Annotated in this window: 22 protein-coding genes; 15 read left to right on the forward strand and 7 right to left on the reverse strand. The window is 33.1% G+C overall.

All coding sequences use genetic code 11. The features are described 5' to 3' along the window. The 7 genes from Q0828_RS19195 to Q0828_RS19225 all read left to right on the forward strand — a co-directional run bounded on the left by Q0828_RS19195 (position 1) and on the right by Q0828_RS19225 (position 7,982). Complete coding sequence (locus Q0828_RS19195; RefSeq protein ID WP_298425124.1) at positions 1–1,446, forward strand: aldehyde dehydrogenase; 1,446 nt, start codon at positions 1–3, stop codon at positions 1,444–1,446. Positions 1,447–1,523: 77 nt separating this feature from the next. Next, positions 1,524–2,312: an SDR family oxidoreductase gene (locus tag Q0828_RS19200; protein ID WP_298425127.1), complete on the forward strand. Its 789-nt coding sequence runs from the start codon at positions 1,524–1,526 to the stop codon at positions 2,310–2,312. A 276-nt stretch (positions 2,313–2,588) separates the two neighbouring features. Then, positions 2,589–3,173 carry a hypothetical protein gene (locus Q0828_RS19205; protein ID WP_298425132.1) on the forward strand — a complete coding sequence of 195 codons (585 nt, stop codon included), beginning with the start codon at positions 2,589–2,591 and terminating at the stop codon, positions 3,171–3,173. A 382-nt stretch (positions 3,174–3,555) separates the two neighbouring features. After that, a complete protein-coding gene (locus Q0828_RS19210; RefSeq protein ID WP_298425135.1) occupies positions 3,556–4,641 on the forward strand; it encodes an amidohydrolase family protein in 1,086 nt (361 codons plus the stop codon). A 103-nt stretch (positions 4,642–4,744) separates the two neighbouring features. After that, positions 4,745–5,122: a hypothetical protein gene (locus Q0828_RS19215; protein WP_298425137.1), complete on the forward strand. Its 378-nt coding sequence runs from the start codon at positions 4,745–4,747 to the stop codon at positions 5,120–5,122. Between the two features lie 56 nt (positions 5,123–5,178). Beyond that, the gene (locus tag Q0828_RS19220; RefSeq protein WP_298425140.1) at positions 5,179–6,318 is read left to right on the forward strand and encodes a hypothetical protein; all 1,140 of its coding nucleotides are present in this window, start codon (positions 5,179–5,181) and stop codon (positions 6,316–6,318) included. 119 nt (positions 6,319–6,437) lie between these two features. Beyond that, entirely contained in the window at positions 6,438–7,982 is a 1,545-nt protein-coding gene (locus Q0828_RS19225; RefSeq protein ID WP_298425144.1) for an oligopeptide:H+ symporter, read from the forward strand. Between the two features lie 402 nt (positions 7,983–8,384). On the opposite strand, the gene Q0828_RS19230 is transcribed toward Q0828_RS19225, so the two are convergent. Further along, the gene (locus Q0828_RS19230) at positions 8,385–10,322 is read right to left on the reverse strand and encodes a T9SS type A sorting domain-containing protein (protein WP_298425146.1); all 1,938 of its coding nucleotides are present in this window, start codon (positions 10,320–10,322) and stop codon (positions 8,385–8,387) included. Positions 10,323–10,442: 120 nt separating this feature from the next. Between Q0828_RS19230 and Q0828_RS19235 the strand changes: the two genes are divergently transcribed. Beyond that, positions 10,443–11,246 carry a class I SAM-dependent methyltransferase gene (locus Q0828_RS19235; RefSeq protein ID WP_298425149.1) on the forward strand — a complete coding sequence of 268 codons (804 nt, stop codon included), beginning with the start codon at positions 10,443–10,445 and terminating at the stop codon, positions 11,244–11,246. 35 nt (positions 11,247–11,281) lie between these two features. On the opposite strand, the gene Q0828_RS19240 is transcribed toward Q0828_RS19235, so the two are convergent. Together Q0828_RS19240 and Q0828_RS19245 are read right to left on the reverse strand one after the other, a co-directional pair. After that, entirely contained in the window at positions 11,282–12,061 is a 780-nt protein-coding gene (locus Q0828_RS19240; RefSeq protein ID WP_298425153.1) for a C4-type zinc ribbon domain-containing protein, read from the reverse strand. Positions 12,062–12,063: 2 nt separating this feature from the next. Next, a complete protein-coding gene (locus Q0828_RS19245) occupies positions 12,064–13,158 on the reverse strand; it encodes a Nif3-like dinuclear metal center hexameric protein (protein WP_298425156.1) in 1,095 nt (364 codons plus the stop codon). Positions 13,159–13,383: 225 nt separating this feature from the next. Here Q0828_RS19245 and Q0828_RS19250 point away from each other — a divergent pair, with 225 nt between their 5' ends. Both Q0828_RS19250 and lpxK read left to right on the forward strand, forming a co-directional pair. Then, complete coding sequence (locus Q0828_RS19250; protein ID WP_298425159.1) at positions 13,384–13,815, forward strand: hypothetical protein; 432 nt, start codon at positions 13,384–13,386, stop codon at positions 13,813–13,815. Positions 13,816–13,858: 43 nt separating this feature from the next. Further along, positions 13,859–14,872 carry a tetraacyldisaccharide 4'-kinase gene (lpxK, locus tag Q0828_RS19255; protein WP_298425162.1) on the forward strand — a complete coding sequence of 338 codons (1,014 nt, stop codon included), beginning with the start codon at positions 13,859–13,861 and terminating at the stop codon, positions 14,870–14,872. A gap of 12 nt (positions 14,873–14,884) precedes the next feature. On the opposite strand, the gene Q0828_RS19260 is transcribed toward lpxK, so the two are convergent. The 4 genes from Q0828_RS19260 to Q0828_RS19275 all read right to left on the reverse strand — a co-directional run bounded on the left by Q0828_RS19260 (position 14,885) and on the right by Q0828_RS19275 (position 21,667). Then, complete coding sequence (locus Q0828_RS19260) at positions 14,885–17,569, reverse strand: CHAT domain-containing protein (protein ID WP_298425165.1); 2,685 nt, start codon at positions 17,567–17,569, stop codon at positions 14,885–14,887. Positions 17,570–17,770: 201 nt separating this feature from the next. Further along, positions 17,771–18,358 carry a hypothetical protein gene (locus Q0828_RS19265; RefSeq protein ID WP_298425168.1) on the reverse strand — a complete coding sequence of 196 codons (588 nt, stop codon included), beginning with the start codon at positions 18,356–18,358 and terminating at the stop codon, positions 17,771–17,773. Between the two features lie 7 nt (positions 18,359–18,365). Then, positions 18,366–20,249 (reverse strand): T9SS type A sorting domain-containing protein, encoded by a 1,884-nt coding sequence (locus Q0828_RS19270; protein WP_298425171.1) that lies wholly within the window; start codon positions 20,247–20,249, stop codon positions 18,366–18,368. 14 nt (positions 20,250–20,263) lie between these two features. After that, complete coding sequence (locus Q0828_RS19275) at positions 20,264–21,667, reverse strand: hypothetical protein (RefSeq protein WP_298425174.1); 1,404 nt, start codon at positions 21,665–21,667, stop codon at positions 20,264–20,266. 105 nt (positions 21,668–21,772) lie between these two features. Here Q0828_RS19275 and Q0828_RS19280 point away from each other — a divergent pair, with 105 nt between their 5' ends. The 5 genes from Q0828_RS19280 (at position 21,773) to Q0828_RS19300 (ending at position 26,190) form a co-directional block, all read left to right on the forward strand. Beyond that, on the forward strand, positions 21,773–22,321 hold the full coding sequence (locus Q0828_RS19280; protein ID WP_298425177.1) for a sigma-70 family RNA polymerase sigma factor: 549 nt from the start codon (positions 21,773–21,775) through the stop codon (positions 22,319–22,321). Then, the gene (locus Q0828_RS19285; RefSeq protein ID WP_298425180.1) at positions 22,321–23,043 is read left to right on the forward strand and encodes a hypothetical protein; all 723 of its coding nucleotides are present in this window, start codon (positions 22,321–22,323) and stop codon (positions 23,041–23,043) included. Before Q0828_RS19280 ends, Q0828_RS19285 begins: the two co-directional genes overlap by 1 nt. 176 nt (positions 23,044–23,219) lie before the next feature. Further along, positions 23,220–23,453, forward strand: coding sequence for a hypothetical protein (locus Q0828_RS19290; RefSeq protein WP_298425183.1), 234 nt, complete (start codon positions 23,220–23,222; stop codon positions 23,451–23,453). A 312-nt stretch (positions 23,454–23,765) separates the two neighbouring features. Further along, a complete protein-coding gene (locus Q0828_RS19295) occupies positions 23,766–25,334 on the forward strand; it encodes a T9SS type A sorting domain-containing protein (RefSeq protein ID WP_298425185.1) in 1,569 nt (522 codons plus the stop codon). 319 nt (positions 25,335–25,653) lie between these two features. Next, a complete protein-coding gene (locus Q0828_RS19300) occupies positions 25,654–26,190 on the forward strand; it encodes a cysteine dioxygenase family protein (protein WP_366523615.1) in 537 nt (178 codons plus the stop codon). Positions 26,191–26,209: the final 19 nt, after the last annotated feature.

The following is a 26,209-nucleotide window of genomic DNA, read 5'->3' on the forward strand; positions in this document are numbered from 1 at the left end:
ATGAAAAAGATTCTAAACTATATTAACGGAAGTTATGTTGCACCAAAAAGCAACGCATGGATTGACAATTACAATCCTTCTAATGGAGAAGTGTATGGACAGATTCCAAACTCGTCCGCGGAAGATGTAGAAGCTGCCTATCAAGCGGCAAATGCTGCTTATCCAAGTTGGTCAACAACTACCTTGGATGAACGAAGTCGTATCCTAAATAATATTGCCACACTCATAGAAGAAAACTTAGCTGACCTAGCGCATGCAGAATCTTTAGACAATGGAAAACCGTTAAGCTTAGCAACACGAATTGACATTCCTAGAGCTACGAGTAACTTTAGATTCTTTTCACAAGCCATTACACAGTTTTCAAGTGAAGCACATGAAAGCATTGGATTCAATGCAGTGAATTTTACCTTGCGACAATCCATTGGAGTTGTCGGTTGTATTTCACCGTGGAACTTACCATTATATCTCTTTACTTGGAAAATTGCACCAGCCTTAGCAACAGGAAATACAGTTGTAGCAAAACCAAGTGAAGTGACACCAATGACAGCCTATCTATTAGGTGAAATTTGTACAAAAGCTGGTTTGCCAAAAGGTGTCTTAAACATTGTTCACGGTTTAGGACACACTACAGGACAAGCCATTACGGAACATCCAAATATAAAAGCGATCTCTTTTACAGGCGGAACAGCTACAGGTGCGCATATTGCCAGAACGGCAGCGCCGATGTTTAAAAAGCTTTCGCTAGAACTAGGAGGGAAAAATCCAAACATTATTTTTACTGATTGTGATTATGATGAAATGTTGAAAGTGACGGTGCGATCATCATTTGCAAATCAAGGGCAAATCTGTTTGTGCGGATCGCGAATATTTGTAGAAAGAAGTATCTATGATAAATTCAAAACAGACTTTGTTGCACGTGTGAAACAACTCAAAGTTGGAAATCCATTTGATGAAACAACAAAGGTTGGAGCATTGGTTTCCAAACCACATTTAGAAAAAGTAAAATCATACATACAAATAGCAAAAGACGAAGGTGGTACTGTTTTATGTGGAGGAAATGATGTTGTTGTAGAAGGTTCCGAAAATGGCTATTACTTAGCGCCAACAGTCATAGAAGTACCAACGGATCAATGTCGTGTAAACCAAGAAGAAATATTTGGACCTATAGTAACAATCATGCCGTTTGATACGGAAAAAGAAGTGTTGGCAATGGCAAATGGAGTTCGTTATGGATTATCTTCAACATTATGGACAAACAATCTTAATCGTACCATGCGAATGTCTAAACAGTTAGAAGCAGGAATTGTTTGGGTAAATACATGGCTCATGCGTGATTTGCGTACACCTTTCGGCGGAATGAAAAACTCTGGAGTAGGACGTGAAGGTGGAATGGAAGCCTTACGTTTCTTTACAGAACCAAAAAACATATGCATAAAATATTCGTGATTCAAAATTATAAACGTGTCACATAGAGCTAGCGAGATCATCTCAATACGCACTACTAATATCTCAATACTAAAAGAATGAATCTAAACTTACAACATAAAAACGCTCTTGTTTGCGGTAGTACACAAGGAATTGGAAAAGCTGCAGCAAAACAATTAGCAACGCTTGGCGCCAATATAACTTTGGCAGCCAGAAATGAAGAAAAGCTACAAAACGTACTTTCAGAATTAGATACTTCTCAAGGACAAAAGCATACATATATAGTAGCTGACTTTCAAAATCCGGAAGCATTAGGAGAAAAAATCACAGCGTTTATTTCAGAAAACCATGCTTTTCATATTTTAATAAATAATACTGGTGGACCTGCTGGCGGACCTGTTTTTAGTGCAAAAATTGAAGAATTTGAACGTGCATTTACACAACATTTAAAATGCAATCACATTTTAGCACAAAGTGTCGTTGCAGGAATGAAAGAAGCAAGTTACGGTCGAATTATCAATGTCATATCTACTTCTGTAAAACAACCGTTAGATGGTTTAGGAGTTTCCAACACCATTCGTGGAGCGGTTGCAAATTGGTCAAAAACATTGGCAAATGAGTTAGGTAAATTTGGAATTACTGTAAACAATGTGTTACCAGGCGCAACGGCTACGGAACGTTTAACAGAAATCATAAAAAACAAAGCCGCAAAAACAGGTAAATCAGTAGATGAGGTGAGTACCGCAATGAAAAATAATGTGCCTGCAAAACGTTTTGCTCAACCTGAAGAAATAGCAAATGCAATTGCTTTCTTATCGAGTGAAGCAGCTTCTTATATCAACGGAATTAATGTTCCTGTAGATGGCGGACGAACAAAGTCGTTGTAAAATTCAAACCAAAATGTCATATTGAGCGCAGTCGAAATGCCTTCTAGTTTAATTGGTTCTCGACTGCGCTCGAACTGACAAAAACATATTTTGATCTCAATAATGCTCGATGTGACAAAAGAGAAAGTAAAAATCCTACAAATCAGAAAGTAAAACTACGCGACTTTAACATTTTTCAACGATTACTTCTTAAAAGTGTTAAAAAATTATTAAATTGAGAAGCAAATAAACAATCTGTGTAGTGCTTAAAGTACTGCAAACTAATAACTAACCATAATGAATAGAAGAAACTTTATTGTATCCAGTGTAATGGGAGCAGGTGCGCTCTCAATGTTCCCAACTTCAGCCCTAGCCAGTAATAATGGTGTCTCCTTAACGAATATCGGAAAAGGATTTGAACGCTTACTTGATAGCGTAAATCATGTTTCTATTTCAAATTTATCTAGTGGAGTAGCCAAAACACATCAGCGCTTAGTAGCTGCATTAAATGAATCAGGATATGCATATAATACTACTGAAGTTGTAAAACTGAGTAATTCATGTTATGCTATTCCATTACACAAACAACCATTATTAGGTTTTGAAAGTAAAGAATTAGCACTTATTGTAAAAAACAATAGTACTAGTAAGTTTTACATTCTAAATGAAAAACTAACCAAAGAATTCAGTGGGTTGATTGATAATTTTAGTCTAAATGCGGAATCGCATGAGCTTGACTTAGATGCAGCTTCATTTGCATTTCCTGTAAAAGTTGTAAAACAACAACAAGGACGCGAAACAGTTTTTACATATCAAAACAAATTCAACAATACGATTGCTTTAAAAAGTACACGTAAAAAATCAGAAGTTCACCTGAGCTAGTTTTTAGCCCAAAATCAGCATATTTAAAACCAGTCTTTCTACTTTTTATAAAGTGATGAAGGCTGGTTTTTTAGTTTAATTAATCCCGTTATAGCGGAAAACATTCTCTTTTACAACTCTCATACATCTACGGATGATTAATGATTTTTACCAAAAAACTATATTTCTCAAAAATTTTAAAATTTTAAAACATAAATTCAATACACCATATGAGAAGAAATAGTACTTTTATAGGATTAATTATGCGTGAGCGATAGTTCTTCGACGTTTCTCAGAAGTCAACTGTTAGGTGTCAATATGATACCGATAATAAGAAGTAACAGAAAAGTTTATTGACCAGAGTCGAAATGAATTTTTAGTCACGCCCAAAAACAACACAACCTTGAAACGAAAACTGCGTATTAACGGACATTCACATTTGTTACCTTACCCAGAACAAATTCCTCAATTTATGAAGGATAAAAAGATTTTTTGGGTAGATGATGAACGTAAATATATGTTGCAAGACGATTGGAAACGGCCTGTAACGGATTCTAGCTTTTTCTTAAATGAAAAGTTAGATTGGATGGAAAAGAATAAAATTGACCATGCAGTCATTTTAAATCTTTCGCAATTATATGGAAATGGTTTACGCTTGGAAGCGATGAAACATGCATTGCGTTTTCAAAATGATTTTAATGCAGAAGTGCAACGAGATCATCCGTCAAAGTTTACGTGTGGATTTGTAGTGCATCCAGGTTTTATACATGGTGCGTTATGGGAAATTGAACGTTGTGTGGAAGAATTAGGGTTACGTGTATTATGTTTGCCAACACACTTTATGGACTCCATAGGACAATGGCGTTCTGTGTTTGATGAAGAAAATGATCCGATTTTTGAATTGGCAAATAAATACAAACTCGCTATTGAAATACATCCGTATGATGGCGACAAAATGATCAAATTACAAAATGTAAATTGGCGCTTTCACTTAATTTGGATGTTGGCACAATGTGGAGATGCGTATCATTTTTATACGTTGAATGGAATGCAAGAACGTTTTCCAGACATTCGAACGTGTTTTGCACATGGTGGACAATTGGCGCAAATGAATTTAGGAAGACGTATTCAAGGGTTTGATGGAAGACCAGATTTGTTTGAAGGAAAAGTACATCCGCGAAAAGCTGTTGGACATCCAAATATTTACTTTGATACGTTGGTTCATGATACTGATTCGTTTAAATTGATGGTAGAACGTCAAGGAAGTAAACAAATCCTCATGGGGTTAGATGATCCGTATCCGTTGGGAGAGATGGAAAGCGATGCACAATCATCGTATCCAGGAAAATTACTCGATTTGGCAATGGACCGTGATATTATAAACCAAAACCAGTATGATGATATTTGGGAAGATAATGTACTTCGTTGGTTATTTGGTGAAGATGAAGCAGCTAAGAAAGATTTAGTTCGTAAGGTTTTAGGTGAGTGATTTTAAAATTTATCATAACTGTGTTATGCTGAGCTTGATTCAGTCATTGTATAATTCTTAATTTGTGTGATTTTTTAATAGTAAAACGTGAAAAAAGTAATTCATGAGTTTGATAAAAAAGGTAAGTATGGTATTATTCTTACTTGCAACGATCCTTACGGTTATTTATTTGGATCATCAAATTAAAAATTATAATCCAACTTTTCGTGCTATAAAAGGAGATGGGCACCTAACCCGAATCGTATCTGTTATTATATTGAGTAGTTTATTTTATATGCTATATGGTGTAAAACGAACTCAAAATTTTATTAGCATATTGTATGCTGGAATAATAGGTGTTATTGTAGGTTTAGTAGTAGCTATTTTATGTTATATACTCTTTCAAATTAATTATGATGTTGTATACCAAATGACCGCTATCATTTTAAGTTACTCTTTATGTGTTGGGTTAAGAAAAAATGACAGAACAAATGATACATAATTTTTAAATTTGAAAATGTGTTACTTTCATTATTATATAATATCTTACATCACTATATGACGGATGTAGCACAATTTCATAACCTAGCACATATTTTCATTTCCTTTATTGGAGCTATTTTGCTATTGGCAATCTATTCGAATATTCGGAAACGTTTTCGTCAAATTTTAGAAGAAGATGAATCACAAAAACGTGTCGATAGTGGATTGTTATACTTAAGTTTGGCTATGTTTGTGTGGGTTTGTTCAGGAATTTGGGCATATGTTTCACAACGGTTTGAATTCTCAGATACAATTATCTATCAAATAGGTGTCAACTTATTATCTATCATAAATAATCTATTCCTATTGTTGGCATTGTTTTATTTCTATTATGCACCAAAATTCATTTATAACAATACAAAAAATGTAAAAATAATTATCGGAATCATCATTGCTGTTACTTCGGTAACTTTGCTTATGTCGAGCATTTTTGGAAATGATAATATTTATTATAACATTAAACTCAATGCAATTCCCGATTTAATTTTATCAGGTTTTTTGTGTTTTCTATTGTTGATTTCTTTTTACAAAACTTTTCTACATCGTGGTTTAAAAATTGTTGCAACGATTTCAGTTATTATTATGATTTTGATTTTTGCATCACAATTGCCTGAAATATTTTTAAGTTTAAATGATGAGTTTACTACTTACTTAATTAAGATTATTGCAAAAACATCCTTAATTTCTTTATTCTTAGTACTGGCAACAAGTTGGGTAATTCAATTAGCAAATACACCACGTCCAAACGAAATGCGCATCAAGTTTTTAGATTGGTCATTGATTCAATTAAGTATTCCGTCAAAAAACATCAACAATATACAAGTTGATTTCGGTTCAAAAACAACACAATACAAAAACTTACTAAAATTTGCCATTCGTCGCGCAAATGGAAAAGGTGATTTACAAAGTATATTGGTGAGTTCGGCAGGTGAAATAAAAAATCAAACCTATCTTACCCGAATCATTGAAAATATCAATGAAATTTTACAACTTGATACAGAGCAACAACTGCAACGTAGAGATTTGTTTACATTTTTAGGAGAAGGAAAATACCGTTTGCGTATGATTCCTGAAAATATTACTATTGACGAAGGTTTGCTGCATGAATTTGTGCAAAGTATTGAAAATGATGAATATAAGTCTGTTTGTAATTAATTGTGTTTCAAATACAAATCTGCACAACTTGTTATTTTTTGCTATACTTTACTACACAACTTTCTATTGAAATAAGGTAAAATCATATTTGTATTCTATTAAATTTTAATACAATACATATGACACCTGCTACCGCTTCCGATACACGATTCGGACATCCTAAAGGACTATTTTATTTGTTTTTTGCTGAACTCTGGGAACGTTTTTCGTTTTACGGAATGAAAGCTTTATTGATTCTCTATATGACCAAACAATTGTTATTTAGTGATGATATGTCTATCGGAATTTTTGCCGCATACATGTCATTAGTATATGTAACGCCCGTTTTAGGAGGAATTATTGCAGACCATTATATTGGCTATCGAAAAGCAATTTTCCTTGGCGGGATTATGATGGCATTGGGACACTTTTTCTTAACTATAGAATTGCCAATCTTTTTCTATGGATCATTAGCATTAATCATTGTTGGAAACGGTTTTTTTAAGCCAAATATTTCCACGTTTGTAGGCGCATTGTATAAAGAAGAGGACAAGCGACGCGATTCTGGTTTTACCATATTTTACATGGGAATCAACATTGGTGGTGCAATAGCACCGTTATTATGTGCTTGGTTTGCAGAAGTATACGGTTGGCATTATGGATTTATGTTAGCAGGCTTAGGAATGTTAGCAGGATTATTTTATTTCTATAGAGGAACGAACAAAGAAGTATTTCAAAATAAAGGGAAAGTTCCAAGTCAGGAAGTATATGATACAAAGTGGTTAGGGTTGAACAAAGGACAATTGGTTACTATTGGAGCATTTTTGGCAGTTCCTGTATTTGCAATAATCGTAAAGTATAATCAATATGAACATTACATCGTTTGGATTGCCACAATTGCTATTACAGCGATGATGATTTATATATACCGTTCCGTTGGAGCCATCGCGCGAAAGCGATTGTTAGTTACTGCATATTTTACTATTTTGATGTCTTTATTCTGGGCAATTTTTGAACAGGCAGGAAGTTCACTCACACTTTTTGCTGATAGAAACATCAATCTTGTTGGATTGAATGCGGCACAAACTAATAGTATCAACTCAGGATTTATCATTCTATTAGCAATTCCATTTTCATGGTTATGGACAGTTCTAATTAAGAAGAATAAAAACCCAAACTCAGCCATTAAAGCAGGTTTAGGATTGTTTTTATTAGGACTTGGGTTTATAGTTTTTGCAATGTCAGCTAATGGAGTGGATGCTTTTGCCAAAACGCCAATGTGGTATCTATTTGTTGGGTACTTTATACTAACAGTAGGAGAGTTGTGCATTTCTCCAATTGGTTTGTCAAAAATGACAGAACTCTCTCCAAAAAAATACTTGGCATTTATTATGGGTGTTTTCTTTTCGGCTTCCTTCTACGGACATTTTTTTGCAGGTAAAATAGCAAAGTTGACAACAGTTTCAGATGAAGAAAACATGTTTGCAAGCGGAATTTTCGGAAGCATCACAGAAGTCATTACAGGATTAACGGCAGATTTCTCTGGCCCAAATCAAGTAGCATTTGAACAACTATATCAATATGTGTCTGTATATGCTGTTTTTGGAGTTTTAACAGCGTTTATTGGACTTATTGTCATCATGATATCACCTTTTATTAAAAAGTTGATGAGCGGCGTTCATTAATCAAAAAAGGAAAAAGCCTCGTAACCAGCGAGGCTTTTTAAATTCAACTAACTATTTGTTCCCAACGATTTCTTCACACTAAGTTTATTCGATGTCTTTTTTAGTAAGACTTTTACTTTTAATAACAACCAACTAATTTCTTAGATAATATACTTGTGGAAGTGTTTATATATCTAAACAAGAACAATGTAAAACTACTAAGAAAGCGTTGAGGGAAATAGTAACATACATGACGATTCCGTGAATCATTGGAACTAAAGTAGTATTGAAAAACTATACTTTATAGTAGATTGTAGCTGTAATTTTTTTAACTGAGTTGTTAAAAGTGAGTTTATGTAAAATCAAAAAAGCCTCACAATTGTGAGGCTTTTTCAAGATTTAGAACTATTACTTTGATCCGAATTACTTCTTCACAATAAGTTTCGTATATGTGTTTCCGGTAGTACTTTGTACGTTTACAAAATAACTTCCTGTTTTTAATTCACTAATATCAATTGACTTTTGATCAGCTTGCATTGTAAATGCTTTTACTTGCTGACCAACTAAGTTGTATACAATTACTTGTGAAAGTACTTGTCTTGACTCTATTTGTAATTTTCCAGTAGTTGGATTTGGATACATAGCAAATGTAGTATCTTCCACATCAGGAGTGCTTAATGTATTTGTAATTGTTATAACTGTTGATGCCTGGTATAAATTACAATCACCCACTGTATGTGTAATAGTATATACTCCGTCTGAAGACATAGTTAAGTCAATTTCTCCTGTAGTAGGGTTAATTACTAATCCTGCTGGGTCTACTGTAAATACTCCAGTTACTCCTGTTGTTCGTGTTGGAGTAGGATTAGGATCAGCTAGATCATACATATTAGAAGCAAACATAAAGTTTGCAAAATCATTATAGTGGATATCAATATAGTTTTTAATCACCGTTGCATAATCATCTGCAAAAGGAACTAAGGTTTGTGGGCGACTATCAAAAAAGTTTCCGTTATAGGTTCCTAAATCGCGGACACGTCTATTTACTTCCGTCATAATTCCATCAATGGTTCCGCCACCACCAAGTCCATCACTTGCTGTTGGTCCAGATCCGTGACGTCTGTTGTTGTAGAAATCTCCATCAAAATATGCATTGGTAAATGGACGCGTATCATCACAAGCATTAGAGCTACCTTGGTCAAAATCACTTGGAATGGTACGGTAGCCAGAAGTTACACTACAACCAGAATATCCTTGTGCGTTGTAAAAAGCACCACCTGTATCTTTAAAAATTCCACCTAAGCTATTTGGTCCACGAACCAATTCTTCTTGTGTCAATCCGCCTAAATTGTTGCTTACTAAATTTGTAATTGTAGAGTTTGAAACTGAATTTAGGTGATTTGTGCTTGTATTATTTAAATCGGAAGCAGAAATATTGTAACCTGCTTCAATCCTAGGAACAGTATGGCTTTGTCCGTGTAAGTCAATATATAATCCTTTTCCCCATTTACTCATTACATCAGTACTTGCTGCATCAATAAAGTTATGGAAAGCATTCCAGTAAAATAAAGCATCTGCATCACCACAAGTAGCTTCGTTTTGTTCTCTATTTGGATCTAATTTACTCCTGTGTAAGTTATTGATAATAATGTACGGGTAACAACCAGTTTGATCGAATACAGATTGTTGAATTTCACGAACTAAAATTTCTGTATTATCGTCTCTCTCATTCGTTCCACAATTTCTGTCTGGTAAAGCACTATCATTATCAGGGTAAAAAGTTCCACCAATATTTTGTCCAGATTGTTTTACACCTCCGTGTGGTGCAGAAATAATAATAGGCATATTTCCAGGGATGTATTCGATGTATTCATTTCCGCTTGTATCAAACTGAGAAACTCCAGGGAAAGGCGGTGGCGGTGGCGCAGCCTCTTCGATCGCAAAGTAAATAGTTTGTGATATTTGAGAATTTGTAGCAGAGGTATCAAAACTACCATTAAAGCTTAAAGCTGTATCTCCGTCAGCAGTAATAGTAAGACTTCCTCCAGCATTCCAACCATCGCCATAAGTATCATATACAATTACGTAATACCCAGCAGTTGTACTACTATTTACAGGGTAACTTACCGCAGTTGTCGTTTCATTATAAGGATTTACAGCACTACCACTTCCATCAAACCCATTGTCAATTGTTACCAATAACATGTCATTAGGATCGTAGAATTCAACTCTGTTTTCGGTGGACCATTGTGGCCAATCGACCGTAAGGATAACATCTACATTCTGAGCAAAGCTTGTCATGCTCATCAATAAAAAAAGTGCAAAAATACCTTTGAAAAGGGGCAAAGTAGTTTTTTTCATAGTCATTTATATATTAAGTAAGATTTATTCGGGTGCGATTTAATTTATTTTCCTTACAATTGTGATAAAGAAACTAAACCAATAACAATTATACGATAAAAGGCGTAAAAAATCGACAAAATGAGCGATAATTATTTTAGAACTAACAAAGAGACATGGAATAAGAAGGTAGCTATCCATGCAAAAAGTGACATGTATGACATGGAATCTTTTAAAAAAGGAAAGTCTTCCTTAATGAAATATGAACTCAACAGTTTGTCTAATGTTGCAGGTAAATCATTATTACATTTACAATGTCATTTTGGACAAGATACCTTGAGTTGGGCACGAATGGGAGTAAAGGCAACTGGAATTGATTTGTCTGATGAAGCCATTAAGCTAGCAAAATCATTGAATACAGAATTAAACCTAGATGCACAATTTCATTGTTGCAATGTTTTTGATGTAAATGAGCATGTAACAGATACATTTGATATTGTATATACAAGTTATGGCGTTATAGGCTGGTTGGATGATTTGAAAAAGTGGGCTACGATTATAGCTTCCCGATTAAAAGAAGGAGGAACGTTTTATATGGTAGAATTTCATCCTATTGTTTGGATGTTTGATTATTTGCAAACACCTCCAGTTTTAAGATATGCATACAGTCAAGAAGAAGTAATTTATGAAGAGTATGAAGGTACGTATGCAGAAGATGGAGAAACCAAAATGATTAGTAAAGAGTATGCTTGGAATCATGGAATGGCAGATGTTATAAATGCCTTAATTGAAACAGGACTTACGATTGAATTTTTAAACGAACACGATGCTGCGCCCTATGATGTATTGCCAAATTTGGTAAAAAATGCAGAAGGCCTATATGAAACAAAGGATAAACTCTATCCGTTGATATACGAATTAAAAGCCACAAAAAAACCTCGCTAAGTTGCGAGGTTTTTTATACATATATTTTGTTGGAATTAAAACTTAGCAAAAAGCTTTTCCATTTTTATTTTTTCTTCATCAGCTAAAGCTGGGTCTACTAAAATACGACCACTATGCTCATCTGTGATGATCTTTTTTCTTGAAGCAATCTCAACCTGAACTTGTGGTGGAATTGTAAAGTAAGAACCTCCAGAAGCACCTCTTTCAATTTTTACAACAGCTAATCCATTACGAACGTTTCTACGAATTCGTTTGTATGCTGCTAACAATCTGTCTTCAATTAATTTTTCGAACTCTTCAGATTTCTGTAAAAGGAATTCTTCTTCTCTTTTCGTTTCTTCAAGAATATCATTCAATTCAGCTTTCTTGTGCTTTAAATGAGATTCTCTCTGATCTAAACGTTCTTTAGTTTGTGCAATCACAATTTTCTTTTGGTCAATAGAAACCTTAAATTCTTTAATGTGCTTCTCTGCCAATTGCATTTCTAACTCTTGGAATTCAACTTCTTTAGATAAAGCGTTGTATTCTCTGTTGTTACGAACATTCTTTTGTTGCTCGGTATATTTCTTGATTAAGGTTTTAGCCTCTTCAATAATATTCTTCTTGCTTTTGATATCTTCATCTATTTGACCAAGATCCCCGTGAAACTTTTCAAGTCTAGTGTTCAATCCAGTTACTTCATCTTCTAAATCTTCTACTTCTAAAGGAAGCTCTCCTCGTACGTTTTTGATCTCGTCTACACGAGAGTCAATTAATTGTAAATCAAAAAGTGCGCGTAATTTTTCTTCAACCGTAACTTCTTTCTTCTTTGCCATATTTATGAATACTTGATTGGATTTGTATTTTCTGCTGATAAAATGATCGCAAAATTAGGAATTTTTTTCGTAAGATACTCAAATAAAAGATTTTTTGTGTACTGTTCGCTTTCATAATGCCCAATATCTGCTAATAAAATTGTGTTTTCAGCCTTGTAAAAATCATGGTATTTCAAGTCTGCCGTTACATACGCATCAACACCAGCACGTTTTGCGTTTCCAATAGCAAAACTTCCACTTCCACCTAAAACAGCTATTTTCTGTATCATTTTTCCTGATAATTCAGAGTGTCTTACCACCGGAACCTTCATTTTTGTCTTCAATAAGGTCATAAAATGCATTTCCGTGATTGGTTTTTTAAATTCACCAATCATTCCCATACCAATATGCTGATTAGTGTTTTCTAGGGTTGTAATTTCATATGCTACTTCTTCATACGGATGCGTTGCATGTAATGTGTTTATAATTTTACCTTCTAAATGTTTGGCAAACGTAATTCCAAGTTGTACTTCTTCCTCAAAATGTGTTTCACCTTTTTTACCAACTGCCGGATTTGAAGCTTCATTTCCTTGAAAACTTCCGACACCATTTATATTAAAACTACAATGTTCGTAATTTCCAATGCTTCCTGCGCCAACGGCAAATAATACATTCCTAACAGCTTCTGCATCTTTTTGCGGGACAAACGTGACCAATTTTTTAATAGTTCCTTTTTGCGGAATTAAAATAGATTTATTGGTCAAGCCTAATTCGTCACACATACGATCGCTGACACCATTCCACGAATTGTCTAGCGCTGTGTGCATGGCATAAATAGCAATGTCGTTTTTAATTGCTTTTAAAACAACACGCTCTACATAGGTTTTTCCTGTAATCTTTTTTAAGCCTGAAAATATAATTGGATGAAAACTCACAATCATATTACAGTTATTTTCAATAGCTTCATCAACTACATTTTCAAGTGTATCTAAGGAAATTAATACACCTGACACTTCTTGTTTGCTGTTTCCAACCAACAAACCAACATTGTCAAAATCTTCGGCATACGCGAGCGGACATAATTCTTCAATGTGTGATATAATATCTTGAACGATCATTTTTTAGCTTTTTTTGAATGAATTCATCTTAATCTTAATAATTGTCATTAAAAAATCAAGAGGAGTTCAAATATAAAGATTAGCTCTAAAAATTACCTCATAAAATTTTAAAAGGCTCCTATTTAGAACGCTTACGAATTTGAAGTTACGTTTATAAACTATATTGAGGAAGTTTGTTTGTATTGATTTACTTTAATGGATTAATCAAATAAATTTTTAATTCATATGAAAATAAACATTTTTACGATCCTGCTCTTATTGTCAACTACGCTTATGATGTCGCAATCACGGCGCGGCATTATTCCTATTGAAGATAACCGATTGTTTAAGGTTGTGCTTGAAGTTGATGAAAACAACGTGCTATCGCGCAGTAATGAATATTTTAGAATGCAAGCTGTAAAAGTTGTAAGTAATGAACGCGTCAGTGATGATGAGGAGTTGCAAGCATTTAAAAGCTTCTATTATATTGTGATTGCTGACTTTGATGAATCGCCGCAAGGCAAACTTTACAGAACAGAAAACTTAATTTCACCAACAATTTCAGTATTTCCAGATAGTTATCGGTTTTTTAAAATTCTCATTACACACGGTGAACAACAAGAAAAACAATTGGTATTGTTTGCATCAAATGAAAAGGTATATGTAAAAAAGGAATGATTTTTAGCGATTCAATTCCTTAAAAAATTATACTTTCGCTTTTATGCGACGACTTCGACTTTTATTATTGCCTTTTTCCATCTTATATGGTGCAATCGTATTTGTGCGTAATTGGATGTTTGATAAAAGCATGTTAAAATCAACTTCGTATAACTTTCCTGTGATTTGTGTTGGAAATTTGAGCGTTGGCGGTACTGGAAAGTCACCAATGATAGAATATTTAATTAGATTGACGAAAGACACGTACAAAGTTGCCACTTTGAGTAGAGGTTATAAACGTAAAACAAACGGTTTTTTGATTGCAAATGCACAAACAACAGCTTCCGATATTGGTGATGAACCATTGCAGTTTTACAGGAAGTTTGGAGATGAAATTATTGTTTCTGTAGAAGCACAAAGAACCGTAGGAATTGAATCGTTACAAGGTTTACCGAATACGCCAGAAATTATTTTGTTGGATGATGCATTTCAACACAGAAAAGTTTCAGCAGGTTTCAATATTTTGTTGACACCTTACAACGATTTGTATGTGAATGATTTTATGTTACCTGCTGGAAATTTACGCGAACCGCGTTCAGGAGCCAAACGTGCCGATGTGATTGTAGTGACCAAATGTCCGCAAACTGTTTCTGAAAGTAAGATGCTTCAAGTTGCGAAGCAGTTACGTCCAAAAAAACATCAGCAGGTATTTTTTACTACGATAGCATATTCTGAAATGATTCAGAGTGAAACAGAAACTATAGCTTTGTCTTCTTTAGAGGAAGCGTTTATGCTTGTTACAGGAATCGCAAATCCGAAACCATTATTACTATACTTAAATGATCAAGGATTATCGTATATACATTTGAAATATCCTGATCATCACGATTTCAGCGAAAGCGAACTGAATACAATTAAACAGAAAGCAGGAAATAAACAAATCTTAACCACAGAGAAAGATTTTATGCGTTTACAAGGAAGTTTGGAAAACTTGTATTACTTGCCGATTAAAGTTCAGTTTTTAGCCAATGAAAATGCTTTTCAAAATCGAATTGCAGCATTTGTTAGGGATATTTAATGTAGCAATTTATTACTTCCTTGATTTTCGTTTTTTCTTAGAAAAGAGTACTATGAAAACCAACAATACACTGCTAATTAAAAGAATCCATACGATAGTTGAAATACTTTGCGTGACTGCCGTTTGATCTCCATAAAGTATAAAACCTGCCCAATAATACGGTTGTGAAAGTTTCGTTCCTTGGTGTGTTACGATATAATCCAGTTTGGCATTTTGTAATGCTTTTGATTTTGAAACACCTTTTTTTAGGTATTGATAGAAGCTTTCCATGATTTCACTTGTAGATTGATCCGGGACTTCCCAAAGACTTGCTACTGTAGCAGGAACACCAGCAAACGTGAATGCACGCTGAAAAGATTCCATACTTCTCCCTGCATTTTCTTTTCCTAAACCTGTATTACAGGCACTTAAAACAGCCAAATCTGCACGTAGATTTAATGCGTATAATTCTTCTAGATATAAATCGTCTTCATCCGTATTGTTTTTATTGAATAAGAGTCGACTCAATCCAGCTTCTTTGTTATTAATTTCGGCATGCATTGCCAAATGCAAAATTTTAGCAGTATGCGCCGTTTCTATGAATTGTTGTTTAGAAACATTTTTGCCCATATATATTTTAGAAGGAAACAGTTTGCCAATAATTTTAGCTTCTGCCTTGGCTCCTTCTAAGTTGGAAATAGCACTTCTGGTTGCGAAAGCTGTTGTATTGCCTTCATAGGTAGGCGCATATATTGCCAACGTTGTTTCTTTTGTAGTTTCTGTGTCTAAGTGTATGAATTTTAGATTTGACGTATATCGAATTTCATAAGGTATTGCTAGAAATTCATGAGTTGCTTGTAATGTTTCAAATGGAATTTTATATAATTCTCCGTCAGGATTGAAAATAATTTTTTTGATGTTTTTATCAATTGTAGGTAGGATGTAGTTGGCAAGTGATACAGCATCATCCGAATTGTATTTTCTATTTTTTATGGCTGTGACATAATTGTTTACCAAGTCAATTTCTTTAGTCGTCCAAGGTTGCAGTTTCCAAGTTAGATTGTTTGCAGTAATGGAAAAAATTGCCAACTCTTTTTCAAATAATATATATTTTACAACAAGTTCGTCGGTTGCTAAGTTGTTTTGTAATTCGCTTAATTTGAATTCTTTACTGCTTAGTAATTCTAAGTTTGGAAACATTGTATTGGTAAAGTCTATATGAAGATTGATTAAGTTGAGAATAGAATCTTCTTTGTGAATGTTTTGTTGCTTTTTTGCAGCGGTTAATATAGTTCGTAGTGTTAAGTGTCTGTGTTTTAAAGAATCTAATGCAGGAAGATTGTTGGTGTATCTATTTTGATAAAATCGTTGCCAAGTCATTTGATTCATCATGGTTTCCGTGCAACTTAGTAATGTATTTGTAGTCAAACCTTTTACATTGGTGCCTTTTTCTTTTGTTGCCAATACACCATAAATTATTTTACGGAGTAATTGATTTTGTTCAGGATTGAATTTGGTTTTAGCATAACTATTTTCAAACTGAATAAACGCTAAATGATACAGTTTGGCAATCGTTTTTTGTACAGTAATATCATCTTTGTAAAATGTTTCCAGTTTTTCAGCAACTCGTCTAATCAACCGAGTATGACCATATACTTTACTTGGTTTAAAGTTGTTATAAGCTTTTGCAAGTTTTGTGGTATCTGAATGAATTTCTTCAATCACCGTATGAAAAATGTGTAATGCACTATCTTTCTGACTAAGTTTAGCTTTGATCAAGGCTTTTTGAGCTAAGAAAAATGGTTTTCTTCCGTCTGTTTCAGCCATCGAATTCAGTAAATCTAGGATTAAGGTATTTGCTTCAATTAATTTATTACCTTTTGTGAGTGCTTTGCATTTGTTGTATTTAAATACAATAGAATTGCCTGGATAGTTTTTGTTTTCAATTAAATCAATAGACTTATCTATATAATAAGTTCCGTGTTCTAAATGTTTTTTATCAATTAAAGAATCGGCTTTGTAGCTTATATACCAATCGCCCACATGATTTAAAGCGGTACTGTAATAGATTCTTTCATTTTCTTGGAATGATGGTGACGCATGTGAAGCTTCCAAGCTTTTTATCACTTTGGTGAGTTCAAGACTGTCTTCTTTTTTTTCTGCTAGTTTGTAAAGTAAGTATATTTTTCGGTAGTCTAAGATAACTTCATACCGATGCGATTTGGTTTTGTCAAGATGTTTTTTGTGTTTTCTATATATTTTTTCAGCAAAGCGAATGTTTCGTTTCGCTTCTGCCAAATTTCCATGATATGCAGCTTCTGTTGATAGAAATACATACGCATCCACTAAATAGTCCAAGTTTGGTTTATAGTCATCCGTTAAGTATTTGATGGCAGTTTTCATGGTATTTTCTGCACGTTTTGGAAAGTTGAGGTTCGATTCTCCATATGCTCTTTTGTAATATAAAGCACCTTTAACATTTTTCCCTCTTTTGCTCGTGATGTTATTGCAGAATGGAAGTCCTTTTTCAACACTTTTTATACTTTCTGAATAGTTTCCGGTGTAAAAATATCCTTGAAATTCATAGTAATATAAATCTGCGATATCTAAACTGTCTTTTGCTGTTTTTGGATTTACATTGTTGATATGTGTATCTAAATATTCCAACAGTTTAGTGTACTGTTCCGTATTGTTTAGTGCGCTGGCTGTTTTCCACATTAAATGAACGCTAGGGTTTGTAAGCGAATCTTGTTTTTGATAGTGATTACTTTTTGCAGCTACGCTAGTGTATATACATAGTACGCATAGGATAAAAGTTATGCGTACTATGTTGACTATTTGTGGTTTGGATTTGTTCAATTTGTTTAAATAGGTTGTATTGTGGTTTCCTTAAAAGTACAATTTTTTGTTTGTATTTTTTTAGAAAAGATTTGTGCTTTCTGCTATCGCAATAGCTATTTTTTTATAATCGCGGTTTTTGGCAACTTCTTCTTCTTTAAATACAGATCCTGGAGCCGTTATAACAACAGAATAACCATCCATTTTTATAGAAAGCTCTCTTTTTTTAGCCTTCCAAATAGCAGCTTTTCCCAAATTAGATACATATTCTGAAGATTTTGACATCTTTTTTTTGAGTTCCCAAGTTTCTTCCCATTTTTCACCTTCTGCGAGTTGATCTTCAGAGGCAAAAATAGTTCCTGTGAGATAATTGAAATCTCCATCACCTATGTATACAAGAAATCGACAGCTTTTAGACATGAATGTTTTTCCATCATCAGTCAATATTTTTGAAGCATCAGGATAGAGTTCTTTTACTTTGTCATTATTGATGTAAGTACATAAATTTTTAGGAAGTGCAGAGAATTCTATTTTGTTTTTTATAAAATTTGTATTTACAAAGTTTGTATCTCCTAATTCTGTTCCCACAGCGATGTTTTTGTCTCCAAAACATCCAGTGAGTGAAAAAGATATAGATAATATTAAAGCAATCAGTTTTATTGTTTTCATTGTTATATTAGTTGATGATTAATTTTTTTATTTGAGTTGTGTTATCTGTTTTTATTCGGACAGCATACATTCCGCTAGCTAAAGTGTTGAGCTGAATTGTTTGAGCATGTGTAGTACCGTTTTTACGACTTAAAATTTGTTTTCCAGACATGTCATAAATTGAAATTTCTTCTAATGGAGTTTTAGCACTTATTGTAAAATTATTATTTGCAGGATTTGGATATAAAAGTATTTGGTTTTCATTATTTTGAAAGTCCGTAACCGAAAGCGTTGACGTATCTTGCACATTTAAAACAAAACCTCCATTTACGTTTTCAGGTAAATCTGTTCTGTTCATGGTATCAACTTCCAGCCAAACTTGTATATAATATGTTGTGTTTGGCATTAGATTTTCACCCAATAATTCACCTTCTGCGCAAAGCAACGGATTGGCATCTGTACACGATTCATAAAGCGCTATTTTTGAAGTAATTGTTCCCGCATTTATTGTCATGGTAACACTTCCAGATGCAGGTACTATAAATTCATACCAAACATCAAATATGACAATTCCATTTTGTTGACAGCTTGGTGTATTTGTGCTCGCTGTAGCTCCTTGAGTTGTACCAATAGTATCTTGCGCTAATGTTATAGATGTTGCGTTTGTACAATCATCATTTTCTGGAGTACAATCGAGACTAAAATTAGTTTGTACATCTTTTTGAGTCCACGTAGTATTGCTGTAATTTACATCGTCAACATCAATACAGATTAAATTAGGATTTGAAGTAACTATAAAGTTTGAAGTGTTGATATTTGAATTGCCACCATTTCTCATATCTAACCGAGTTAAAGCATTGTTATTAAGAATAACATTTGTTAATAATGGATTTTGTGACAAGTCTAGCTGTCCCACCATATTATTTGGAATCGTTAATTCTTCAAGAGCGGGCAATGTGCTTACATCAAGAGCTGTAAGGTTATTATCCTCTACATATACTTGTGTTAAGTTTACATTTGATGAAAGATCTAAGCTCGTTATTGAGTTTTGATTTAAGCTTATAGATATCAAATTCACATTGTTTGAGAGATCAATATTTGTTAACTGATTTATTGCAATTAATAATCCTGTTAAGGCAATATTCTGACTGACATCAACTGTCGTTAAATTATTATTGTAAACAAACAGTGTCTCTAGTGATGTAAATGCTTCAATACCTGTAAGGTCTGAAATATTACTGCTGTTTACATCTAAATAACTTATGTTGATGACATCAGACCGTAATATAAAACCATTGACTATTCCGTCAGAATCAATATTTTGATCTACCAATGCTTGTTCAAAATTCATATCGGGAATTTCGACATTAACACTTTCTGCCAATTGAATATCGTCAAAAACAGCGTCGTTACTAGCTCCATTATTTCGTAGCGATATTATTCGAATACGAATAGTTCTTGTTCCAATAGGAGCAACTCTTGTATCTTCAAACCTATACCATTCGCTTGTACTTGTTATAAACCCAGTATCAAATACTTCCAAAATGTTTCCATTTTCGTCACGATATTCTGCAATGGCTTTACCGCTATCTGCTGGAGTTTGTAAAAATGATTGTATATATCCACTAAATGTGTAATAATAAAGACCTGTGTCAATCAATACACTATTGGAAGAAACATCTACATCTTGACTTAATTCTGCTAGCGCATTACTTCCTGCATAAAACATCTTTGTACCTTCTACTGGAGAAAATTGTGAATTTGCATTTGAGGCAGCCCAATTTCCTGAAACTTGCGTCCAACCATTACTTGTAAATGGTGAAACTTCAGCGCTTCCATTCACGACCAAATTTTGTGCATTCAGTGTAAAAGAAAATAATAATGTGAGTATTATAGATAATTGTAATTTCATAGTTTGTGATAGATTTAAAACATCTTTTTATATTCCTTCGGGTTGATAGTTTTACTAATATTATCTTTGATGGCAATCGTTTCACTTTTCATTGTACCTTCATTTGACTGAACCGTATATTCCATAATGTATCCTTGTAGCACTTCATTGTTTTGAATAAACCAGTTTGATAATTTCACTTCTGGCGCTACCCAAAAATTGATTTTTACAGAGTTATCAGACATTGAATATTCATAACACTTAGCACCTAAAATAGTTTTGGTATTTCCTGTTTTGGACAATTTTGTATAATCGTACTTCATCATTTGATCGGTAGGATTGTTCATGTTTTGTTGTCCCATCATTCCGTTAGACATGCGCATTTTTATTCCGGATGTTTCTACAAAAATGTGTGTATTTCCTTTGTCCATAACAATGATGGATTCTCCAGCCATACCTTCATCGGAATATTCACTCATATCCGCTTTGATAGCAATATATTTTGCATTAGGGTTTAGTAGATACGATATGTTATAGGATCTATTTTGTTCTGGAACTGTAATTTTGGTTACTGTTTCAAATGTGAATTTATAAGTGCCAGGAACTGCATTGTCTGTGGTTTTTTTTGAATTTTTATCGCCCCAAGAAGTCTCTTTTTTCGAATTGTTTTCCTTTTTAACTACACTTTGTTCATTTATAAATTCGGGTGTTTTCGAATCAATTCCACCTGTAATAGAAGATTCAAAAAAGGTTTCCGAATAGTCATCAATGTTTGCTTTTCTAATTACTTCTCTTAAAGTAGCAACACCAGAAAAACTAATCTGAATTGCTTCATCTGTAAGTACATCTAGAGTAATTTCACCTTTGGCAACATCGTAGTTTTGATAATCATCAGTAACAGCACGTTTAAAGTTATCTTCAGATTTTTTGTTGTAAGGTAGCTGTGGATCATATCCAAGACTTAAGCTAGCTTCTTCAGGAATTTTAAAAACCTGCCTTCCCTTAATTTTAGCTTCTTTGGTATCGTGTTTTAAATTTTTGTCGGTTTTGATATGAATTGTAAAGCCATCATAAATATCCGCTTCATGCGACCACCAATTTCCAGAAATGCGATAGCCATCATTTGTTTTTGCAACTTTAATCTTGGTAGCTTCCGTAATTTCAACACTACCAAACTTTTTAGAATGTTTGATAATTACATCTCCAAAATCTTTTTCATTTTTGGTAGCTGGTTTTCCTGCATTCAGATTGTTTCTACCTTCTATAGCACCATCGATTGTTTTTTCTGCTTTATCTTCTATTTTTTTTAAGGCCTTATTTTCAAGTTCTTTTGCTTTTTGTTTTGCTCTTTCTTTCATTTTTTTAAAAATCTGAGCATCAGCATTTTGAAATGAAAATACACAAAGAATAAGGAGTAGAATACTTAATTTATGTTTCATGATAAATACGTTTGTTTATCCTTTTGTATATTTAGCAAGCTTAATATTAACAGCTACATAAAAAAAATCATTCTATTGTTAATATTTTAATCTTTTGCATAACTAATGAATAGAAATAGCACAGATGCTGAATTACAAGATTTATTAAGATCTGATGATAAGAAGGCGCTTGAGACTATATATGTGAAATACAAGAATGAGTTTCTAAACTATGCCAAAAAGTATGGTTTGGATACGTACAATGCAACAGATATTTATCAAGATGCAATCATCGCAATGCATCATAACTTTGTTTCATCACAATTAGTAATTACTTCAAGCTCTATCAAAACCTATTTATTTGGTATTGGGAAATTTAAAATTTTAAAAAAGTTAAAAGAAGAACAAAAATTTTTAAATGTTGAAGCAAAAGAAGAAGATACATATACAGAAACACGTATAGAAGAATTAGAACCATCTGAACAATCAATTACTTTAAGTAAAAACTTGGATAAGATGTCTGAAAGTTGTAGAAAAGTTTTAGAACTGTTTTATTATCGAAACTTAACAGTAGAAGAAATTGTACAACTTACAGATTACAAAGATGGAAATACTGTTCGAAGTCATAAGTCGCGATGTTTAAAACGTTTAAAATCTTTATTTAAAATTAAATAATGGATAAAGAAAAATTCATACAAAATTATATAGCCAATCGCCTGTCTGAAGAAGAAAAGGCTAACGTAGAAGCTTTACTTGAAACAGATGCTGAAATGCAAGACTTGTATGAAACGCACAAGGAAATGGCTGCTGCGTTTCAATTATCTAATAAAAAAGCTATAAAGAAGCGTTTACAAGCATTAGATACTGAAGAAACTGGTTCTAAAAGGAAAGGTTTTTTTCAAAATAATTATAGTAAAATAGCCATTGTAGCTGTTTTTATTTTGGGTGTATTTTTTATGATTAATGTATTAAAGTCAGATGGCAATTTATATGATTCTTATTTTGAAATTTGCCCCAATACCTATCTTCCTGTAACAAGAGGTGATTATCAAGATACATTAGAGTTTGAAGCGTTTAAATCTTATGAAAGCGCAGATTTTAAAACGGCAGAAACAACTTTCAATACTATTTTAAAAACGGATACAAATCCTACGATTCAATTTTATTACGCGATGTCTTTATTAAATCAAGATAAACTTGATGAAGCTTTAACGCAATTACAGATATTGAATACAAAAACCTTCGATTACCAACTAGAATCACTTTGGTATACGGCATTAATTCAAATTAAAAATAAAGATGTAGTAAGTGCTGAAAAGCATTTGAATGCTATTCAACAGTTAGATTCAGTTTTCAAAACTAAAGAAATTCAAGCGATCCTTAATACATTTCCATAGTTACAAATAGAAAGCATGTTTTGATATTTTTTATTTTTATTAAAAATTTGATAATCAATAATTTGTAGTGGATTTTCTTATTGCTTAAATTAGATAATTTATGCTTTCTTCATTTGTTTTGCTTAGCAAATTCATAGTTCTTCGATTCATTAATTAATTTTAAAATCTTTACAATTATGAAAAAAAAGAATCTTAAATCATTAAGTTTTAACAAATCAAAAGTAAGTTTATTAGGAAGTAAAAACCTCACTGGTGGTTTGTGGCCAAATACAGGTTGGTTTTGTCATTCAGATATGTCTGAGTGTTTATGTTCTGGAGTACCAGGTTGTCCAATGCCATTAAATACAAACGAAGGACCATGTCCAAGTGGAAGTATAGGTTGTAATACTACAACAAACATGGAACCATAAAAATTTAAGATATATAATACCATTTATGTAATTTTATAAAATGGTGTAAAAATCAAATGTAGGCTGTTTAAAAAGAGGAGGAGAACACTATTCTAACTTTTATCAACTTGATTCAAAATTCAGTTCAGAGTGATATCTTTTAAATTTTTAGACAGCTTATTTTCATTTCTTTAAAGTATATTAGTTTTCCTTAACCTTTCAGGAAAAACGCCCATTTAAGTCCCAATTCTTTTAGTTTCAATAATACAGGATATTCAAAACTCTTATACATAATAAGTTTGTAATGCGTATTAATCAGAAACTAAAATACTCATGAAAAAAAATATTCTTATAACAGTATTCCTTATTGTCTTTACAATAGAGGCGTACGGAGCAATCAGATATGTAACTCCAACTGGAGCCGGAACTTTAGATGGTACAAGTTGGGCAAATGCATTACCAGGCACTTCGCTTCAAGCAGCCATTGATGCATCGAGTGTTAATGACGAAGTTTGGGTTGCCTCAGGTACATATTATACCACAACCACCACTAATAGGACCATTTCATTTGGTATGAGAAATGGTGTTACAATTTATGGTAGTTTTTTAGGCACAGAAACACTTCTATCACAGCGTGTATTAACAAATGGGCTTACAAGTGTATTAAGTGGCGAAATTGGCGGAGTAGGAATTGCCGATAATAGCTATAACGTTGTTTACAATCAAGAGTTAGATAATACGGCAATTATAGATGGTTTTATTATAGAAGGAGGAAATGACAATCGTTCTCCTACGAGTTCAGGCAATGGTTTAGGTGGCGGAATGTATAATCATGGGTATAATACTGGCGGATATTGTCATCCAATTGTTAGAAATTGTTTGTTTAGACAAAATACAGCTTCATGGGGCGCTGGCGCTTTTAATAATGGTTATGGTGGCGGAAATACTTTACCAACATATATCAATTGTGTATTTTCTCAAAATCATGCTTTAATTGAAGCAGGAGGAATGGATAGTTATGGTGTTGGCGGCACGGCAAGTCCAACAGTAATTAATACTATTTTTTATGAAAATACTTCAGCTACTAATGTAGGTGCTATGTATGCTTGGGGCGGAGACGGCGGAAATTGTCATCCAGTTTTGATCAATTGTGCATTTATAAACAATATGGCGTTAAACGGTTATGGTGGTGCGTTCATTGCAGATAATTTAGATCCAAGTGGCGGAACATCATCAGGTTCATGTACAGTGACACTACAAAACTGTATAGTTTGGAATAATACCGCAACAGGAACGAGTCCACAATTTTATGTGCGAGGAACTGGAGCACAGGTAATTGCTACATATTCAGATATAAGTCTTACTGGGCAAAATGCTCCACATGTTATTTCTGGTGTAGGTACAGGAAACATTGATACAGATCCATTGTTTTTAGATATTACAACAGGAGCAGGAATTGATGGAATTTGGATGACTGCTGATGATGGTTTACAATTGCAAAATACTTCTTTGTGTATTGATGCTGGAAACAATACAGGAGTTGCCTCAACCGATATACTATTCAATAATAGAATATTCAATGCTACAGTAGATATGGGAGCATATGAATTTGACACAACAACTTTGAGTGTGAAAAATACGAAATCTAAATTGGTTGTAAGCATATATCCTAATCCAACAACATCCATTGTAAATCTAAGTTATAATAGTGCAGAAACAAATAATAGTTCAGTATTGCTTTTAGATATGCATGGAAAATTGATAAAAACGATTACTAAAGGACAAAAAAATACAGATACATTCAATTATCAAGCAGATCTATCAAAACAACCATCAGGAATTTATTTTCTAATACTTCAAACAGACAAAGGAAATTATACAAATAAAATCATACGAAAATAATCATTGAGCAATCATAAATTGATTCATAGTTTCTAAGAATAATTCGCTAAAGTCAGAAAAATCAACATTTCTGGCTTTTTTAATTTCGTTATTGGAAATATTTTACTGAAAAATGTTGAGGTTTATAAATGTATTAAAAGCAAGATGAACTTTGTGATTTTTACCCATAATTACTGAATATTAGTTAAAAATCGGTCAAAAAATATAAAAATCACTACTTTTGCAAAACGGAAGTTATTTCATGCGCTACTGAAATAGTGAATTGAATTTGAGGAGTGACCTTGGATTTGTGAATAATATCAACAAAAATGATAACAATTTGAATTCTAAAGAACAAAACTCAACAACACTTCAATCAATAGATGATTTAATCACCGCTCTTTGTGAAGAAGAGAGGACGACATACAATCACATAATCCGTTCCATAAATTTACCAAGTGAAGCTTTCAAGAACTATTGCTCATGGTCTAATACTTGTTATACGCGTAACTGTATTGCTGAAAATGAGAAGTTTGAATTGATCTTATTATGTTGGGAAAAAGGACAAAAAACACCTATTCATGATCATGGAGGCGAAGAATGTTGGGTGAAAATTATTGAAGGCGAATTTAGAGAAACTATATACCAAAAAGATGAAACTGGCACACTTGCTAGTGTTACTTCAACAATTTCAAAAGTAAATGACATTTCGTACATGATAGATTTCATGGGATATCATTGCTTAGAAAATCTTTCAGAAAAAAGAAGTATGTCTCTTCATCTATATGCAAAACCTATAAGTAATTGTAATGTTTTTGATGAAAAATCGAACAAAATCATCAATAAAGAGTTAAGCTACGATACGATTGCTAGATAAACAACAACTAAAAAACAAA

It is taken from the genome of uncultured Kordia sp., from assembly GCF_947496985.1.
Lineage (GTDB): Bacteria > Bacteroidota > Bacteroidia > Flavobacteriales > Flavobacteriaceae > Kordia.

Coding starts and splice junctions, on each gene's coding strand:
- Q0828_RS19265 (WP_298425168.1), bottom strand. CDS start 18,358: ATGAAAACAATAAAACTGATTGCTTTAATATTATCTATATCTTTTTCA.
- Q0828_RS19275 (WP_298425174.1), bottom strand. CDS start 21,667: ATGAAACATAAATTAAGTATTCTACTCCTTATTCTTTGTGTATTTTCA.
- Q0828_RS19280 (WP_298425177.1), top strand. CDS start 21,773: ATGAATAGAAATAGCACAGATGCTGAATTACAAGATTTATTAAGATCT.
- Q0828_RS19220 (WP_298425140.1), top strand. CDS start 5,179: ATGACGGATGTAGCACAATTTCATAACCTAGCACATATTTTCATTTCC.
- Q0828_RS19200 (WP_298425127.1), top strand. CDS start 1,524: ATGAATCTAAACTTACAACATAAAAACGCTCTTGTTTGCGGTAGTACA.
- Q0828_RS19235 (WP_298425149.1), top strand. CDS start 10,443: ATGAGCGATAATTATTTTAGAACTAACAAAGAGACATGGAATAAGAAG.
- Q0828_RS19295 (WP_298425185.1), top strand. CDS start 23,766: ATGAAAAAAAATATTCTTATAACAGTATTCCTTATTGTCTTTACAATA.
- Q0828_RS19195 (WP_298425124.1), top strand. CDS start 1: ATGAAAAAGATTCTAAACTATATTAACGGAAGTTATGTTGCACCAAAA.
- Q0828_RS19225 (WP_298425144.1), top strand. CDS start 6,438: ATGACACCTGCTACCGCTTCCGATACACGATTCGGACATCCTAAAGGA.
- Q0828_RS19260 (WP_298425165.1), bottom strand. CDS start 17,569: ATGTGGAAAACAGCCAGCGCACTAAACAATACGGAACAGTACACTAAA.
- Q0828_RS19285 (WP_298425180.1), top strand. CDS start 22,321: ATGGATAAAGAAAAATTCATACAAAATTATATAGCCAATCGCCTGTCT.
- lpxK (WP_298425162.1), top strand. CDS start 13,859: ATGCGACGACTTCGACTTTTATTATTGCCTTTTTCCATCTTATATGGT.
- Q0828_RS19205 (WP_298425132.1), top strand. CDS start 2,589: ATGAATAGAAGAAACTTTATTGTATCCAGTGTAATGGGAGCAGGTGCG.
- Q0828_RS19290 (WP_298425183.1), top strand. CDS start 23,220: ATGAAAAAAAAGAATCTTAAATCATTAAGTTTTAACAAATCAAAAGTA.
- Q0828_RS19245 (WP_298425156.1), bottom strand. CDS start 13,158: ATGATCGTTCAAGATATTATATCACACATTGAAGAATTATGTCCGCTC.
- Q0828_RS19250 (WP_298425159.1), top strand. CDS start 13,384: ATGAAAATAAACATTTTTACGATCCTGCTCTTATTGTCAACTACGCTT.
- Q0828_RS19270 (WP_298425171.1), bottom strand. CDS start 20,249: ATGAAATTACAATTATCTATAATACTCACATTATTATTTTCTTTTACA.
- Q0828_RS19230 (WP_298425146.1), bottom strand. CDS start 10,322: ATGAAAAAAACTACTTTGCCCCTTTTCAAAGGTATTTTTGCACTTTTT.
- Q0828_RS19240 (WP_298425153.1), bottom strand. CDS start 12,061: ATGGCAAAGAAGAAAGAAGTTACGGTTGAAGAAAAATTACGCGCACTT.
- Q0828_RS19215 (WP_298425137.1), top strand. CDS start 4,745: ATGAGTTTGATAAAAAAGGTAAGTATGGTATTATTCTTACTTGCAACG.